Origin of the sequence: Pseudoalteromonas sp. S1610, assembly GCF_005887465.1 — a bacterium.
Lineage (GTDB): Bacteria > Pseudomonadota > Gammaproteobacteria > Enterobacterales > Alteromonadaceae > Pseudoalteromonas > Pseudoalteromonas undina.
Genome location: NZ_PNDI01000004.1, coordinates 38247 through 54996 on the forward strand (window position 1 = coordinate 38247; position 16750 = coordinate 54996).

The window sequence follows — 16750 nt, forward strand, 5'->3', positions numbered from 1 at the left end:
CTTCTCTATCACATAATCTTAAAAATAGATAATCAGCCTTAAATCATATTTTGACTAATAGATTTCCCTATTCAAACCTATAAACCTCTGTGACCCTATGCCATAATCTAAATAATTCATAAATTTAGTAACTTGGCGGTATATAAACCGTTTCAAGCTAACTTATAGGGTTTTTTAATGGCTTATCAAGAGCAAAATCAAGCAACAATCTATTGGCACGACTACGAAACTTGGGGGGCGAGCCCGCAAAAGGATAAGCCGAGTCAGTTTGCCGGTGTGCGCACCGATCTTGATTTAAATATTATTGGCGAGCCGCTTATTGAGTACTGTAAGCCACAAGCGGATTATTTACCCCATCCTGAAGCGTGTTTAATTACCGGTATTACCCCACAAGTGGCGATGCAAAAAGGCTTAGTTGAGGCTGAATTTATTGCTAAAATTCATGCAGAATTTAGCGTACCCAATACCTGTGTGGCTGGTTATAACAGTATTCGCTTTGATGATGAAGTAAGCCGATATAGCTTTTATCGTAACTTTTACGACCCGTACGAACGTGAATATAAAAACAATAACAGTCGTTGGGATATTATAGATTTAGTGCGTGCCTGCTATGCACTGCGCCCTGAGGGCATTGAGTGGCCATTAAAAGAAGATGGCAGCCCTAGCTTTAAGCTTGAGCATTTAACCGTCGCTAATGGTATTGAACATGCCACTGCGCACGACGCACTAAGTGATGTAACGGCCACCATTGCACTGGCAAAGCTAATTAAAGAGAAGCAGCCTAAACTGTACCAATTCTTTTTTAGTCTTCGCGGTAAAAAAGCACTCGCTGAAATGGTTGATGTGTTTAATATGACCCCATTAGTGCACACCTCGTCTCGTATTCCAGCAACACAAGGTTGTACCACTTGGGTAGCACCTATGAGCTTTCATCCAGTGAATAAAAACGCGGTTATTTGTTTTGATTTAACCCAAAACCCACAGGTATTACTTGATTTAAATGTGGAAGAATTACGTAAACGCTTATACACCAAACGTATAGATTTAGCGGAAGGTGATTTACCCGTAGGTTTAAAATTGGTGCATTTAAACAAGTGCCCTATTTTAGCGCCAGCTAAAACACTACTGCCTGAAAACGCTGCTCGCTTGGGTATTGACCGTGAACAATGCTTGGCTAATTTAGCCATTTTAAAAGCCAATACCGAGCTACGTGATAAAGTCACTGAGGTATTTAATGAGCAAGGCGATTACAGCGCGACCACGAACGTAGATTACTTATTATATGATGGCTTTACTAGCCATGCTGATAAAGCTAAATTTGCGATTATTCGTGATGCAAAACCTGAAGACTTGGCAAGTTTAAAGCTTGAATTTGAAGATCCTAAATTTAATACTTTGTTGTTTAGATACCGCGCCCGTAACTGGCCACAAACGCTAAACCAGCAAGAGCTTGATCAATGGCGTCAATATTGCCAAAGCAAGTTAATGCATGGCGAAGATCAGCCTTCAATCAGCGCACAAGATTTTATGATCACCCTTGAAAACTTAGCGCATGAACATGATGACAGCGAAAAAAATCTTACAATTTTAAAAGCCTTATATAACTACGCGCAAAGCATGTAATTTACTGTAGTTTATATAACGCATGAAAAACGCGACCCTTTATAATTAAAGCGTCGCGTTTTTTGTATTTAGCTAGGTAAACGAAAGTAAATCCCACCAAAAGAAGTGAATGAAGAATAAATGAGAAACACATAAAACCAACATTTACTGTTTATGTTTACCTCTTCCTCTAAAGCGCAGCGTCTCTTATTCTCTTTGTGAATAATTTACTTTTACCAATTACATTACTTTTTATGCAGTGCTTCGATACGTGCTAATAAGCTTGAAGTATCGTAGCGACCGCCGCCCAGAGCTTGTACATCAGCGTAATATTGATCAACCGTGGCGGTCATTGGCAGTGTTGCACCGTTATTTTTAGCTTCATCAAGGGCAATGCCTAAATCTTTGCGCATCCAATCTACAGCAAAACCAAATTCGTACTCACCTGCCCACATTGTTTTGTAACGGTTTTCCATTTGCCACGAACCAGCAGCGCCTTTAGAAATGGTTTCTATTACTTTTTCGCCATCAAGCCCTGCTTGTTTAGCAAAATGTAAGCCCTCAGCTAATCCTTGCACTACACCTGCAATACAAATTTGGTTAACCATTTTACATAATTGCCCTGAGCCCGCTTCGCCTAAAAGCTGACTAAAACGGCTAAATGCCGCCATGATAGGTTGTGCTTTAGCAAATACCGCTTCGTTACCACCCGCCATTACGGTTAACACCCCATTTTCAGCACCAGCTTGGCCGCCCGATACTGGCGCATCAATAAAGTCGATATGCTGTAAAGCCGCTTTTGCCGCAACTTCACGCGCTACCTCAGCAGAAGTAGTTGTGTGATCGATTAAAATTGTGTTTTCGTGCATGCCTGCTAGCACACCGTCATTGCCGTATACTACTGAACGTAAATCGTCGTCATTACCTACACACATAAATACCATATCGGCACCGCTTGCTGCCTCACGCGGAGTAGGTGCAAAGCTGCCGTTAAAATCTTCAACCCATTTTTGTGCTTTAGCTGCTGTGCGGTTATAAACACATACGCTGTGCCCCGCTTTTGCTAGATGCCCTGCCATTGGGTAACCCATTACGCCTAAACCTATAAATGCAATTTTAACTGACATAAAAATGACCTATTTAACTGATAACTTAGAAACATAAGCTCGATTATGTCAATCGGCCGCTAAAAAAGCGAATGAAAGTCTTTTAAAATTTCCCGCATAAGGAAATTAGGTAGGTAATCTATGGATAGCATTTATCAATTTAACGCACCACTTTGTAATAACAGTGATTTTCCTTTGAGCCAGTTAAAAGGAAAAACGGTTCTTATTGTAAATACAGCAAGCAAATGTCATTTTTCGGCGCAATTATGTGCGCTTGAAAAGCTATACCAACAATACAAAAGCGATGGGTTTACTATTCTGGCTTTTCCATGTAATCAGTTTGATAAAAACGAACCATTAGAGGGTATGGCAATAAAAGACTACTATCAAAAACACTTTGCAATTAATTTTGAAGTATTTGATAAGGTTATGGTGAATGGCCCGGATACGCACCCCTTGTTTAGTTATTTAAAATCACATACGCGTGGAATTGCACAAAACCGTGCAATAAAGTGGAACTTCACTAAGTTTTTAGTTAATGCCCAAGGACAACTAATTGCACGTTATGCGCCGCGCACTAAACCGGAGTCACTTCATAGTGTAATTAGAAGTAGTCTAGAGGCAACACCGATTATAAAAACAGCAAATAGTCGTTTTAATACCACAGCAATATTAAAGTGATAAGGCATCTATAATAAAAATGGTTTATGGTTGATGTAACTAGATTAGTTGGATTGTAATAAATGAAGATTGCTTTTTTTAGTGCTCAAAAATACGAGCGGCCTTTTTTCGATCAAAGCTTAACTGGCTTTTCTAACATCGCTATTACCTATATTGAGCAAAGTTTATCGATGCACACTGCGGTTTTAGCTAAAGAATTTGATGCGGTATGCGTATTTGTAAACGATTCGGTAGATAAAGCGGTTATTGATCAACTGGCTATATTTGGGGTTAACACCATTTTACTGCGCTGTGCGGGTTTTAATAATGTAGATTTAGCTGCTGCTAAACAGCATGGTATGCGTGTTCTGCGCGTTCCGGCTTACAGCCCTGAGGCAGTCGCAGAGCATTGTATTGCACTTATGCTTACGCTTAGCCGTAAAACCCATAAAGCTTATAACCGCGTACGTGAAGACAATTTTGACTTGAACGGCTTACTTGGCTTTAACTTGCATAATAAAACGGTGGGTATTATTGGCTGCGGTAAAATTGGCCAAGCATTGTGTAATATATTAACCGGTTTTGGCGCTCACATTTTAGTATGCGATCCTAATACACAAGCTGGTAATTACACAATTACTGATTTAAACCCCCTGCTTACACAAAGCGATATAATTTCTTTGCATTGCCCGTTAAACGAGCACACCCATCATTTAATAGACGATGACGCATTTGCAGCGATGAAAACAGGAGTTATGCTAATAAACACCTCGCGCGGTGCATTGGTTAATAGTAAAGCTTGTATTGAGGCACTTAAATCACAAAAACTAGGTTATTTAGGGCTTGATGTGTACGAGCAAGAATCAGAGCTGTTTTTTAAAAACCACAGTGACGATATAAACCAAGACGATATTTTCTCTCGCTTGGTGAGCTTTAAAAATGTATTGATCACCGGCCATCAAGGCTTTTTTACTCAAGAAGCGCTTACAGAAATTGCCAATATCACCTTACAAAATGCATTTGAGGTTACTCAAGGAAATAGCTTAACAAACGAAGTGCTATAGCGCGGCTAAACAAAAAGCAAAAAAGCGAACAAAATATAGTGTTCGCTTTTTTTGTTATCAATAACACATGAGTTGTTGTATTCTAGCCAAACGCAACGTTTGCAAATACTAAGGTCATTAGCACTGGGCAGACAAAACGAATGTACTGAGCAAACCAATAATGTGCACCAGAACTTGCTTGATGAAGCTTATTACCACGCTGCCATAACCAGCCCACTGTAATAAAATAAAACAGTCCCATCAACGGGAGTTGGTATTGGGTAAATACCATAATAACCAAACCAAATAGCCAATCAAAATTAACAATAATAGTACTGGCACAAACAAATACAATGGCGCTAACGGCCCATGTAGCTTTGGTTCTATCAACACTGTGGTTTTCTACTAAGAAAGCCACCGGAATTTCAGTCGATGAAATGGTTGATGTAACTGAGGCAATCGACATCAACACAAAAAATAGTAAACCAACCAATAAACCAATTTCACCCATGGTGCCAAATAACTCAGGTAATATGGCAAAAATAAGCTGCCCTTCACCAATTAATTTGCCGTTGCTAAATACTTCAACGCCATTGAACTGTGCCACATATATAGCCGGTATAATTAATAGTCCAGCTAAAAATGCCACGCTGGTGTCGAGTAACGCAACACTTGCAGTCAATTTTGGTAAGTTAGCACCGGGCTTTAAATAAGAGCCATAAATCATCATGCAACCCACACCCAGTGATAATGAGAAAAACGCTTGCCCCATTGCGGCAATAATTAAATCGGGGTCGAGTATTTTACTAAAGTCAGGCACTAAATAGGCCGCAAACCCTTCGCTGGCACCCTTTAAGGTAGCAATGTAAGCAATTAGGCCAACGAGTAAAACAAGTAATAATGGCATTAAACGGCGCGACCAGGTTTCAATTCCTGATTTAACACCTTTTAAAATAATGCTGGCGGTTAAAATAAGCATCAGCGGCGTAAATATAAAATTACGTAGCATAGAGTCGCTATGCAAAAACTCACTCAAGCTCTGCATACCTAAAAAGGTGGTTATAGGCTCTATGGCGTAAGAAAGCATCCAACCTGCCACTATTGAATAAAAGCTTAACATGACAATTGCGCCAGCTAAGCCTATATAACCTGCAGCAGCGCCTACTTTAGGCGCATGGTCTTGCCATGCTTGGCCTAAGGCTTTAACCGGATTAGCTTGGGCTTTGTAGCCTAAATACAGCTCGGTGTATAACGCGGGAAGCGCTAGCAAAAAAATAACAATAAAGTACACCAATAAAAATGCGCCGCCACCATGGTTAGCAGCCTGTGTAGGAAAACCCCATATATTGCCTAAACCTACCGCAGCACCGGCTGCTGCCAATACAAAACCAAGTCGACTTTGAAAACCATCACGCACTTGTGTCATACACCTACAAATCTGTTATTATTTTATCGAATGTGAATTAAACCATATTTAAGGGCGACTGAGTAATAAAAATGTACTTAGCGCGCATAACAGCAAACAACCGCTCACAAACTATCCAGCTTATAACGATAACTATGTAATCGGTATTCACTTTTAACGAGCAATAATGAGTTCAGCTTACTTTGACAATCAGTTATTACAAACCCCGCTTGCTGAGAGTAATAACCACACCATTTTATTATTTGATGCCAGCCAATTGCAGGTTGATGAGCTAACACTTACACAGTTTTTAAGCCCGTTTGAATTAAGTGTCATCGCGCGTCGTAAAACGCCTCAAGCAAAGCAAGAATATGTAGCAACGCGGCTGTTACTAAAATATTTAGTCAAAAGTGTATTACCTAGCAGCAGTAATATAACGCTTGATAAAATCAGCTCTGAATTTAATCAACAAACCAGTAAGCTTGAGGTAAATATAAATAACAACCAGGTGTATAGTTGCTGTGTGTCACACTCTCATGGTTTGGTAGGCGTAGCCCTAAATATTGATCATTCGCTATTTGGTTTTGATATAGAAAAAATCAGTTTAAAACGACCATTTGAAAAACTCGCAAAGCACTTTTATGATGCTGCAGAAGTGGCACTTATAACTAAGCAACCGTGCACAGCTGCTAAAGCGGCGACATTTTTCAGACTTTGGACATTAAAAGAGGCATTAGCAAAAGCAACCAGCCGCCCTATTGCCCAGCTATTAAGCCCTAATGTATTTTGTGAGCTTGGCAACAGGCAACTAAGTGCAACCAGCACCACATTAACAAATGATGTAAACGAGCAGTTTGATATAAGCGTTGTGGCAAAAAAAAGCACCGACTGGCGGTGCTCATTTATCTCATTGAAAGCGTTAAGCAGCAAGCTCGCCTTCAAGTAGTCGGCTATGAATAGCTTGAACCACAGCATCAGACTCACTTTGCTCAACTAAAAAGCACAGGTTGTGTTTACTCGCACCATGACAAATAAGACGAATGTTAAATTCGCTCAACACCTGCATTAAATTCATTTCGTGCTGACGCAATACAATTTCAGACCCAATAAGTGCTACTAGGGTTAAATTGTTCTCAACCGATACATGGCAAAACTCAGCAAGTTTATCTAAGCACTCTTGATCTAGCTCTGGGCGTGATGCATTAGGCGCATCATCAAGGGTAATAGCTACACTAATTTCAGAGGTAGTAACCAGGTCTACCGAAATATTACATTCACTTAAAATAGTAAAAATACGAGCTAAAAAACCACTCGCTAACAGCATTTCTGGGCTTTTAAGGGTTAATAATATTTGGTTTTTACGTTGCGTGACCGCACGAATACCAGGTAGCTGCGATTTTTCACGTTCAATCCAGGTGCCACCACGCTCTGGCTCTGTGCTTGAGCCAACAAACACATTTATATGGCTACGACTGGCTGGCAAAATTGTAGCCGGATGCAGCACTTTAGCGCCAAAAGTGGCCATTTCTGCCGCTTCATCAAAGCTTAAACGCGCAATAGGTGTGGCTTTAGCACACAAACGAGGATCGGTGCTAAAAATACCCACTACGTCGGTCCAAATATGCACACTCTTAGCGTTAATTGCTTCAGCTAACAAGGCGGCACTGTAATCAGAGCCACCGCGACCTAGTGTGGTGGTTACATTGTTTTCATCGCTGCCAATAAAGCCCTGAGTAACAATTACATTGTTCTCTAGTAAAGGAATTAAATGCTCTTTAGCTGCAAGCGCTGTGGCGGCTACATTAGGCGTGGCTTTACCAAATTGGCTATCGGTTTTAAGCACCTGGCGAACATCAAAACGCTGCGAATTTAAGCCCTTTAAGCGCAATACTTGAGTAAATAAATACGACGATAAACGCTCGCCAAAGCTAAGTAGCTCATCGTGTTGTTGCTCTGTTGTCAGTATTTGATGTGCTAGTGTTTGAAATTCATCGAGAGTGTTATTAAAACCAAGCGCTAAATCATCATCTAGGGTCAGATCAGTTAAAATTGCCTGCTGAATAGCAAGTACACCGTCAACATGCTGTTGACGTTCAGCGGCATCAATATCGGCTTTACAAAGTGCCACCAAGTGATTAGTTACACCGGCGCTGGCGCTCACTGCAACAATTCGAACGCTGTTATCGTTTACAATGATTTCGCTACAACGGCTCATCGCCTCAAAGTTAGCAACGCTAGTGCCGCCAAATTTGGCAACAATGTAATCTGATTTTGTGCACTGTGAACTTTGTGGCACTGATTGGGTAGTCATTTCGTCTCCTTTCGCGGCATCCAAACCGCAATAAAACAAGAAGAACTTGGCAGGAAATAAAGATAAGAAAAATCTACTGCCAGAAGCTCTCCACCTAAATTGGTGACAGTTTTGAGGATTCAGCCCCATAAACCGAAAAACAATGGTAACGACCCATTATTTTCCTCGGCGAGTACTTCCCTCCTTAATGGTCGCAGGCTGTCGTTGCCTCACATTAAGTACCTAAGTATCGCACCTCTTCTGAATGTATTATTAACCTGTGGCTAATAAAACAAAACCGCACTAAGAGTGCGGCTTTGAAAGTTATCGTTTAGACGTGTAGCTGTCAAGTCGTTTTATTATAAAATCAAATAAAACTACCCATAAAGTAAGAGCCAGCATAACCAAAGGTGTAACACACTAACAAATACAACGACAAACGAAGGTAACTTGCAAAAGTAAGTTCTTTAACCTTACTCATAGCAATAATACCAGCCGCCGAACCAATGATCAGCATTGAACCACCCACACCGGTTGCATACGTAAACGACAACCAATGCTGTTGACTCATTACAATGTCGGCTTTTAGTAACGCAGCCGTTAGTGGCACGTTATCAACACCGGCCGATAAAATACCCATTAAGTAGTTAGCGTACTCTGGCGCCATCACTGTATACAGGTTTGTAAATTGGCTTAGCACGCCCACTTCTTTTAATGCGCCAACAAGTAATAACACACCTACGAAAAACAGTAAGGTGTCGTACTCTATGTCACGTATAAAGTCGATCATATCTTTATTGATATCTTTTTTGCGCATTAAAAATTGTGCGACTAAAAACATAATAGACAGGCCGAGTAAAAAGGTAAGTAACGGCGGCACACTATATAAAACACTTAAAGTAAGGGTAGAAATAACGGTAGTGAAGAAAATAACAGCGATAGTAATGTCGGTTTTTTCAATGCGTTTAAATTTAGTCTTTTTAAACTCTAACTGCTTGTTCATACCAATTGATAATAAAGTAGCCAGTAATAATACGCTTAATAATGCAGGCACAATTAACAGTAATAAATTGCTAATTGTTACTTTACCATCAAGGAAAATCATAAGTGTGGTTACATCACCTGTGATAAGTGATACACCCCCTGAGTTCACTGCAAATACAATTAAGGTGGCGTACTTAACTAGTTTTTTGGCTTCAAGCTTTAATGACATTATAACAGCCAAGGAGATCAGTGTAGCTGTTACGTTGTCGGAGATAGATGAAAATACAAATGCAAAACACCCTACCAAAAACATTAGCTTTCGTTCACTAATGCTGGTTGGCATTATCCGGTTCACAACATTTTCGATGAGTCCTTTGGAGTTTAAATAGGCAACAAAGGTCATTGCGGCCATTAAAAACAGCCATAAGGAAGCAATTTCTAAAATATTGTGGTCAAGGAGGGTTTGAATCGTTTCAGGGCTTTGCCCATTAAGAGGAAAAATAAAGGAGATAATCCAACAAAGTGTACCAAAAAATAATGTCGTTTTGGCTTTGTTTACGTGAATCACATCCTCAATAACGATAAGCAAGAATGCAATCGCTATCAGCGTCAGGATAATCGAGGAAACCATGATATTAAACAACCTTCGGGTTTAAGTAAAAATTGAAACCATGTAAAAAATAGAGGTACACACTCTATGTGCCTATATTCGGCGCGGATACTATCACTAAGCGAGTGTAAAAACTATTATTAAATCGTCGCAAAAACGAATACCATATAAGTTCAAGAAATATAAAATAACGAATACTAGGATGTTGTAACGCCTTATGATCCCAGCTAAAAAGCTACTTAATACCCTCACTGAGCATTGGGGTGTATTAGAGCTATTATTTAAACGCTTTAAAATGGCCGACTTTAGTATTAAAGATTTACAAAATGCCATAAAACAAAAGCAACCGACGTGGAATAATGAGCGTATTTATAAAGAAACCAATCGGTTATTAAATCAAGAAATCATTATTCCATTGGCTAAATCGTCACAACTAGAAATTAACCGTGCCATTGCGGACTTTGCTACCTTTTTACTTCAAGAAGAACATTTAGGCTTAGCACAAGAAATTAGTGTATTGGTTGATGATTTAGCTCGCTTAGGTAACCGGCTATCTAATGCCGGTGAAATGGAAGATTTTGATGATTTACGTCGCTTTAGCCGCATTATGGATGATCGGGTTCGTAAAATAATTAAGCTGTTTTTACATAACGAAAACGCCATTTTAAATATTGTTGAGCAAGCCAAATCAAATAACGCGGTGCAATCGCTGCAAAAGCGCTACAAAGCCGTCATAGAAGCGTTTGATGAATATATAGAACCCATGCTAGAAATGGTGGATATTAGAGGCGACTTTCATGCCTGTTTTACTCTAATTGAGCAACAAATTAGCACCCAAATAGAACATATTGAACGCTCAGGCAAGGCGTACAGTGATAAACGTATGCTTGAGCAATTACGTACTCGTATTCTCGAAATGCATCTAGTTGGCCGGACAAGCTTACGTAAAAGTGCCGACATGCTAATGCCACTGCGTGAAGAGTTGCGCCGTAATAACCTTATTACCCGCCAAGCGGCAAAAGTATTAGGGCTAATTCGTAAAAACGGGGTGGATAATATGCTCAGCGCCGTGCAACCCCATTTTGTAAGCGATGCGCAAAAGTATTCATTGGGTCAACAGCGTCATATTGTTGCCTATATGGCAAGCTTAGCTGAGTTTGAACACCACGAATATCAGCTACCAGAACAAAATGATGTGCCCGCGTTTGTCACGCCAAACATTCCTGACTATCACGATGTAAAAGCGCAATTTACCAAACGCTTTAAAAAGCAGCGTAAAAAACCACAGCCTTTGCTGCAATTTTTAGACGAAAGCTACCCTGAACTTGAAGCCGATGAAATGTTGTTTTTGTATCAAAAGTTGGTAAGCGATAACACCCTAGAAATTAGCCAAAGCGATAAAAAAGCTCGCGTTAACATTGCAGGCCAGCACTTTAATTTATATCCCTTTAATTCAGAGCCTCAGGCTGATAAAGCCGAGCACGAGTAATCACCATGACCCATATAAACTTAGATGAGCTTTCTCACTTACAAGCCATTAATAAAAAATTAGTCGCCGGTTACCACATTTGCGAACAAGACACCGTAATGTGGCAAGAGCTTGACCAACAAATAGACGCTTATACTGCCTTATTTACAGCACTAGGCCACGAGTTAAAACACGATAGCCGTGGTTTTTATTATTTTGCCAGCGATGAAAGCACCCCAAACATGGGTAAGATTTCCCGCGCTGTAGCGCTCACTATTTACATTTTAATAGAGCATTTTGCCAATACAGGTAAAGACCCAATGCGCGCATTATTTGACGAGCCAAACGATTTAGAGCTCATGCAAACCTTGGTGCAACTTAATAAACATTTATTTGATCAGCTTGAGATATTCTCGGGTTCTGACTTACGCAAAGATGTGTATTTACGCATGGTACGTTTAGGCCTTGCCCGCGAGGTAGAAGGTGGCTTTATGTTGCAAGCCCCTATTCACCGCTATATTGATGCCTTAATGGAAGTAAACGAAGAGACCTTTATTAGTGAGGACGAGCAATGAAAAATTTATACGGACTGAGTAAACTCGCCCTACTAAATACCGCAGGCTATGCAAAATGTGTGATCCCACTGGATAAAAGTAGCTCGATTTGTGCCCCTAACAACACAGGTAAAAGCTCAGTAATTAATGCACTGCAATTTCCGCTAATTAACGATTTACGCCTAACCGAGTGGGATGGCCACGATTTAGATGAAACCCGTAAGTTTTATTTTTCATCAGATCAATCGTACATTTTATTGCAAGCCGATTTGCCCCATGGCTCAGTCGTCATTGGCGTAGCCGGCTTAGGTAAAATTGCCGGTTATGCACACCAATACTTTTGCTATCAAGGTAAGCTTGATTTAGCCCAGTACACCCAAGGCAATACCATTATTAAGTTTACCAAGCTGTTTAATCACTTAAAGCAGCAAGGTTACAACCCAATAGAGCTTAAAGCACAAGAGTTAAACGCCCTACTGACAGGCGGAGCGACGCAATTTGACGGTGAGATCAATTTAAAAATGATCCCCCTCAACAACGTTCAAGACTCTGCAATATACAAAGAAATATTTCGTCGTATTCTTAATTTACATAAATTAGGCGCAAACGACGTTAAGCGTTTTATGTTGCGTGTGTTTGAACGACATATGTCAAATTCTAAGGTCGACTTTTACGAGGTTTGGCGCCGTTCGTTTGATAAAGTAAACCGCGCAAAACGTGAATTAAAAGCGCTAGAATCAATGCAAGAGCCCATAGCCGCCCTTGAATCTATGCTCGAAAACCAAACCGTTCTTAAAGGTAAACTGGCCGCTTATGCACCAAAAATTGACCAAGCACTGATTGATTTTGATGCTTACCAAGAAGAGCAACTAAGCGAGCTCAACATCGCTCTTGAAGATATTGAGCACGAAAAACACGAGTTTGAACAAAAGCAAGGGCTATACGTGCAACAATCGCGCGATATAGAGCGCAAGCAAACTCAAATTGAACAATGGTTTTTAGATTTCAACGCCCTTAAAAGTGAATTTGAGCTGGTTAATAAAGCCACTCTCAAAACCAATCTAACGCAGTTAAAAAATGACTACGAGTCGTTGTCACACTCTATTACGAGTGCTCAAGGGCAAAGCCTACACACCCTTGATTACCGTATTGGTGAAACACAAAAACAAATTAAGAGCTTAAAGTTACAACTTAAAAACTTAGAATTTAATTTATTCACTCGTATGCGTGAAGACTTATCACTGAAAGAGGTAGAAGAAATATCGCGGCTATTAAACCCCGATCTTCTCTCCTTTGCCACCACCAGTAATGGCGATATAACCATTGATGACGAAGACGCCTTTGGTGAATTTTTAGCACAGCTGAGCGAAAATGTTAAAGGCGGTGTACTCACCCTACCCGGTGCCAGTATTAAACTTAAAAAGCTCTCACCAGTACAAATGCAAAGCGGCGAAAACAAAGAGCAACTGAGCGCTCAGTTAACCGCGCTTGAGCAATCATTAAAAGAGTTTAAACAACAACGCGAAGTGGCCGCCAATGTTGCAGATAAGCAAAAAGAAAAAGACGCGCTATACGATGAGCTTATGAGTGCAGAAAGCGCACTTAAACGCTTAGAGCAATTTGAAGTGATGCAACAGTCGGTTGACGCCCAAGCAATGCTAAAAGAGCAGCTTTTAGCCGAGCGCGAACAAGTTGACGATTACCTACAAGATATTCAAAAAAACAGTGGCTCAATTGCTGATAGACGCTCACTAATTAAATCTAAGCAGGCACAAATTAATCGTCAAACAGAGCGCTTACGCCAAGTTAAAACCGAGCGTATTGACCACACATTAGATTTATACAGTGGTAAAGTAACGCCTTATATGATTGATATAAAAATCGATTTTGATAATTTAAGCGATTTAATTCACCACTTTAATAAGGACTGCCAAGAGCTACGGAACTTCGATATAAATGTACGTAATACTTATATGCATATTTATAATGCCGGTATCACTAAGTTTGATAACGAAAACGATGAGTTTAGTAAATATCAAAAGCTTATTAGCGCGTTTCATAACATTGATAACGAGCGCGATGCAGTTGAGCGACAAGGTCGCGTTGCCCTCACTGAAGTGGCCGCTACAATTAAAGGCCTGCGCGAAGATTTAGACCGCTTACGCCGTGAAATGAATAGCTTTAATAAAGGCATTAGCCAGCACCGCATCTCAAACCTGCAAGCGTTTAAAATTAATATTATCCCGCGCAAAATGTTGGTAGATAGTATTGATACTATTATCAGTACCTCTAACCAATTTGAACAAGGCGATACCCTAGATTTACTCAGCCAAGAACCTTACAGCGAGAGCGCGGTAAACGAGGCAAAAGATCATTTAATTAAACTCGCCTCAGACAAAGCAGGTCTGACCCTCACCGATTTGTTTGATATTCGTTTTGAAGTGGTTAACCGTGCAGGTGAAACCGAGCACTTTGAAAAGATAGACTCGGCTGGCTCAAATGGTACGCGTATCACCATTAAACTATTATGTGGCATGTTGTTTATTCGTTATTTATTAAGCGATCAGGAACAAAACTTATACCGTATACCTATTTATATAGATGAAGCGGCTGATATCGACCCGCAAAACCAAAAGGCAATTATAGAAACTGCCCTGAGCTTTGGCTTTGTGCCAATATTTGCCTCGGTTAAACCGCAAATAAGTTGTGATTATATTGTGCCAATTCGTTCAGTAAAAGACGGTGCACAAAACTGGGTAGATGAAAAAGATTGGATTGAGGTTGAACATAAAGCTCCTCAGCTAGACTAAGAATTAATTGGCTATTCATCTTAGCCAGTTACACTTATTTTAAAGATTTTAAATTAACCTCGCCCATGGTAGTTTAAACAATCGCACTTTATTGGAGCAAACGGAATGAAACACATATTTATTGTCGCAGCACTGGCATTACTAACCGCCTGTACACAAACGCCCGATTGGGATTACGATAAATCAGCAAACTTTAGTAACTACAAAACGTTTGCTTGGGTAGAAAACGCGAGTCTAACCAAAGACACGAATAACTACCAAATCAGTGGGCTTATGGAAAAACGCGTTCGCAATGCGGTAAACAACCAACTAAGCCAACAATTAGGTATGCAATTGGTTGACGTAGCGCAAGCTGATGTACTTGTTAACTACCATGCAAGTGTAGATAAAGAGCTTGAAGTTGATAGCTTTAACGTTGGCTACGGTGCACGTTGGGGTTACTGGGGCACTGGCTTTAACCACGATATAAGCGCACGCGAATATGAAGTAGGCACATTAGTTATCGATATTATTGATCGTGAGTCAAACCAATTAATTTGGCGTGGTGCTAAAGATGGTCGTTTAAAGAAAAAACAAACCCCATCACAACGTGAAGCCGCTATTAAGGAAACGGTTGCCAATATTTTAAGTAACTTTCCGCCTAAAGCGCAGCAATAAACTTTAATTGATATTTAAAAGCCCGCATGTTTGCGGGCTTTTTTATGGCTTAAAGACTGTTTACCTATAAAGTAATAAGTTACACATTAACAAGGTGATAGCTCAATGCTATAGTAATCATGTTACAAGGATAAAGCTTAATCAATAAGACGTTTAGTAAACGTTGTGTTTAAAGTTGTGAGATAAATTAAAGGATTAAAATGAAAGAAACGTGCCCAAATTGTAAAAGTAATTTTGCAGCTAAAGATATAAAAAATATTAACAAAAATAGTATTTTTATTGAAAAACAATGCCCTTCTTGTCAAACATGGTTTTGTTTGAATAAAACACTCACGATTATAAAAATTATTGGCATTTTTTTATTGTTAATAACCAGCCTATTAAATATCTTCAATATTAAGAGTGAATACAGTCTGGTTTTTTCAAGCATTGGCTTGGTAGGTATACTAATGGCAATCATTATTACTTTTTTTGGTCAGCATAAAACGGTCAAATAATCAAAAAACAAAAAAGAAGCAAAAAATAAAACACGCTAATATTAGTAATATTAGAATGCTGTTGAACCAAATCGCATTCTCTTTAGTCTTTTGGGCTTTAGGCCTTTTATCTATTTTATTTGCGATAAAATTTATACACGATGGCTATATTCTGACCCCAACAGATTACCGGGTCGAATCTGACGTTTATTTCTTTTCAGCGTCGCCATTTACTTATCTATTTTACCTTTTTCTTTACTTAGGAACTGGGATCTACTTTTTTAGCTGTGCCCTATCTTTTTAGAGATATGTTCCCGCGAAAAAAGAAAAAGCCTGATAAAAATAAAAAAAAGTACAAACGAGGCAAAAATTAGTTTCATTAGTTACCAGCACTTTTTATTTAAATACGCCCCAATGAAGTTGTTATTTATACTTGTGCAATAAATCAATTGGGATATGGCAATAATCATTAGGGTGATTGGTTAAACGGTCTTGATGGTCGGGATCGCTAGGGACATAATTAGTCAGTGGCGCTACTTGTACCGCTATTTTTTCAGCATCATCACGCTGGCTAATATAGTCTCTGGCGATGTTTAAATGATCACTTTCTTGGCTAAAAATGGCGGTACGGTATTTTTCGCCTACATCGTCACCTTGTTTATTGATACTGTATGGGTCAATAATCTCAAAAAAATAGCCAATTAATTCATTTAATGTTACATCTTGGGCATCAAAGGTTACTTTAACGCATTCGGCATAGCCATCGTATTCACCTTGTGTTGTGTTACTCGTGCCGTTGGCACGCCCCGCCTCAGTAGTCACTACTCCAGGTAAATACCTCATAAACTCTTGCACGCCCCATAAACAACCACCAGCAAAATAAAGTGTGTGCTGATTTAATGAATGACTCGATTGTTGTGTTTGCATAATAAAGTGACCAATATAAATAATTTATGGGATGCAGAGTTACTATTTTGTAACGCTAGGTTTGATTATCAAATGCAGTTTTTTATCATTAATGTACAATAGCGCCCAAAATCACCCTAGCTTAGTGAGCTTACCTTATCATGTGATAAAAAGTGATA

At 39.6% G+C, this 16750-nt stretch carries 14 protein-coding genes and 1 riboswitch; of the genes, 9 read left to right on the forward strand and 5 right to left on the reverse strand.

Annotated elements, in window-relative coordinates:
* The first annotated feature begins 177 nt into the window (after positions 1-177).
* Positions 178-1623, forward strand: a complete 1446-nt coding sequence (gene sbcB / locus CWB77_RS02660) for an exodeoxyribonuclease I (protein ID WP_138621239.1) — start codon at positions 178-180, stop codon at positions 1621-1623.
* Positions 1624-1847: 224 nt separating this feature from the next.
* Here the strand turns inward: sbcB and CWB77_RS02665 are convergent, their stop codons facing one another.
* Positions 1848-2729, reverse strand: coding sequence for an NAD(P)-dependent oxidoreductase (locus tag CWB77_RS02665; protein WP_010388669.1), 882 nt, complete (start codon positions 2727-2729; stop codon positions 1848-1850).
* A 120-nt stretch (positions 2730-2849) separates the two neighbouring features.
* Here CWB77_RS02665 and CWB77_RS02670 point away from each other — a divergent pair, with 120 nt between their 5' ends.
* Entirely contained in the window at positions 2850-3389 is a 540-nt protein-coding gene (locus CWB77_RS02670) for a glutathione peroxidase (protein ID WP_055012614.1), read from the forward strand.
* A 62-nt stretch (positions 3390-3451) separates the two neighbouring features.
* Positions 3452-4432 carry a 2-hydroxyacid dehydrogenase gene (locus CWB77_RS02675; RefSeq protein WP_138621241.1) on the forward strand — a complete coding sequence of 327 codons (981 nt, stop codon included), beginning with the start codon at positions 3452-3454 and terminating at the stop codon, positions 4430-4432.
* 82 nt (positions 4433-4514) lie between these two features.
* Here the strand turns inward: CWB77_RS02675 and CWB77_RS02680 are convergent, their stop codons facing one another.
* Positions 4515-5837: a sodium-dependent transporter gene (locus CWB77_RS02680; protein ID WP_138621243.1), complete on the reverse strand. Its 1323-nt coding sequence runs from the start codon at positions 5835-5837 to the stop codon at positions 4515-4517.
* 166 nt (positions 5838-6003) lie between these two features.
* Here CWB77_RS02680 and CWB77_RS02685 point away from each other — a divergent pair, with 166 nt between their 5' ends.
* The gene (locus tag CWB77_RS02685; RefSeq protein ID WP_138621245.1) at positions 6004-6762 is read left to right on the forward strand and encodes a 4'-phosphopantetheinyl transferase family protein; all 759 of its coding nucleotides are present in this window, start codon (positions 6004-6006) and stop codon (positions 6760-6762) included.
* Here the strand turns inward: CWB77_RS02685 and lysC are convergent.
* Together lysC and nhaD are read right to left on the reverse strand one after the other, a co-directional pair.
* Entirely contained in the window at positions 6736-8127 is a 1392-nt protein-coding gene (gene lysC / locus CWB77_RS02690) for a lysine-sensitive aspartokinase 3 (RefSeq protein ID WP_171043245.1), read from the reverse strand. The two genes, CWB77_RS02685 and lysC, sit on opposite strands and share 27 nt — an antisense overlap.
* Positions 8128-8202: 75 nt before the next feature.
* A riboswitch (Lysine riboswitch) is annotated at positions 8203-8375 on the reverse strand.
* A gap of 98 nt (positions 8376-8473) precedes the next feature.
* Positions 8474-9721, reverse strand: a complete 1248-nt coding sequence (gene nhaD / locus CWB77_RS02695; protein WP_055012618.1) for a sodium:proton antiporter NhaD — start codon at positions 9719-9721, stop codon at positions 8474-8476.
* Between the two features lie 196 nt (positions 9722-9917).
* On the opposite strand from nhaD, the gene CWB77_RS02700 reads away from it, so the two are divergent.
* The 5 genes from CWB77_RS02700 (at position 9918) to CWB77_RS02720 (ending at position 15686) form a co-directional block, all read left to right on the forward strand.
* Positions 9918-11189, forward strand: coding sequence for an MksB family condensin complex protein (locus tag CWB77_RS02700; RefSeq protein ID WP_131691174.1), 1272 nt, complete (start codon positions 9918-9920; stop codon positions 11187-11189).
* A 5-nt stretch (positions 11190-11194) separates the two neighbouring features.
* A complete protein-coding gene (locus CWB77_RS02705) occupies positions 11195-11743 on the forward strand; it encodes a condensin complex protein MksE (protein ID WP_010388659.1) in 549 nt (182 codons plus the stop codon).
* A complete protein-coding gene (locus tag CWB77_RS02710; RefSeq protein ID WP_138621249.1) occupies positions 11740-14532 on the forward strand; it encodes an Mks condensin complex protein MksF in 2793 nt (930 codons plus the stop codon). Before CWB77_RS02705 ends, CWB77_RS02710 begins: the two co-directional genes overlap by 4 nt.
* A gap of 105 nt (positions 14533-14637) precedes the next feature.
* Positions 14638-15189 (forward strand): DUF4136 domain-containing protein, encoded by a 552-nt coding sequence (locus tag CWB77_RS02715; RefSeq protein WP_138621251.1) that lies wholly within the window; start codon positions 14638-14640, stop codon positions 15187-15189.
* Positions 15190-15389: 200 nt separating this feature from the next.
* A complete protein-coding gene (locus CWB77_RS02720; protein ID WP_138621253.1) occupies positions 15390-15686 on the forward strand; it encodes a hypothetical protein in 297 nt (98 codons plus the stop codon).
* Positions 15687-16088: 402 nt separating this feature from the next.
* Here the strand turns inward: CWB77_RS02720 and CWB77_RS02725 are convergent, their stop codons facing one another.
* Positions 16089-16592 carry a peptide-methionine (S)-S-oxide reductase gene (locus CWB77_RS02725; RefSeq protein ID WP_138595112.1) on the reverse strand — a complete coding sequence of 168 codons (504 nt, stop codon included), beginning with the start codon at positions 16590-16592 and terminating at the stop codon, positions 16089-16091.
* Positions 16593-16750 lie beyond the last annotated feature (158 nt).

What these genes read in the sequence shown, in the direction of transcription:
- sbcB (WP_138621239.1), top strand. Translation starts at nt 178, where the DNA reads ATGGCTTATCAAGAGCAAAATCAAGCAACAATCTATTGGCACGACTAC.
- CWB77_RS02665 (WP_010388669.1), bottom strand. Translation starts at nt 2,729, where the DNA reads ATGTCAGTTAAAATTGCATTTATAGGTTTAGGCGTAATGGGTTACCCA.
- CWB77_RS02670 (WP_055012614.1), top strand. Translation starts at nt 2,850, where the DNA reads ATGGATAGCATTTATCAATTTAACGCACCACTTTGTAATAACAGTGAT.
- CWB77_RS02675 (WP_138621241.1), top strand. Translation starts at nt 3,452, where the DNA reads ATGAAGATTGCTTTTTTTAGTGCTCAAAAATACGAGCGGCCTTTTTTC.
- CWB77_RS02680 (WP_138621243.1), bottom strand. Translation starts at nt 5,837, where the DNA reads ATGACACAAGTGCGTGATGGTTTTCAAAGTCGACTTGGTTTTGTATTG.
- CWB77_RS02685 (WP_138621245.1), top strand. Translation starts at nt 6,004, where the DNA reads ATGAGTTCAGCTTACTTTGACAATCAGTTATTACAAACCCCGCTTGCT.
- lysC (WP_171043245.1), bottom strand. Translation starts at nt 8,127, where the DNA reads ATGACTACCCAATCAGTGCCACAAAGTTCACAGTGCACAAAATCAGAT.
- nhaD (WP_055012618.1), bottom strand. Translation starts at nt 9,721, where the DNA reads ATGGTTTCCTCGATTATCCTGACGCTGATAGCGATTGCATTCTTGCTT.
- CWB77_RS02700 (WP_131691174.1), top strand. Translation starts at nt 9,918, where the DNA reads ATGATCCCAGCTAAAAAGCTACTTAATACCCTCACTGAGCATTGGGGT.
- CWB77_RS02705 (WP_010388659.1), top strand. Translation starts at nt 11,195, where the DNA reads ATGACCCATATAAACTTAGATGAGCTTTCTCACTTACAAGCCATTAAT.
- CWB77_RS02710 (WP_138621249.1), top strand. Translation starts at nt 11,740, where the DNA reads ATGAAAAATTTATACGGACTGAGTAAACTCGCCCTACTAAATACCGCA.
- CWB77_RS02715 (WP_138621251.1), top strand. Translation starts at nt 14,638, where the DNA reads ATGAAACACATATTTATTGTCGCAGCACTGGCATTACTAACCGCCTGT.
- CWB77_RS02720 (WP_138621253.1), top strand. Translation starts at nt 15,390, where the DNA reads ATGAAAGAAACGTGCCCAAATTGTAAAAGTAATTTTGCAGCTAAAGAT.
- CWB77_RS02725 (WP_138595112.1), bottom strand. Translation starts at nt 16,592, where the DNA reads ATGCAAACACAACAATCGAGTCATTCATTAAATCAGCACACACTTTAT.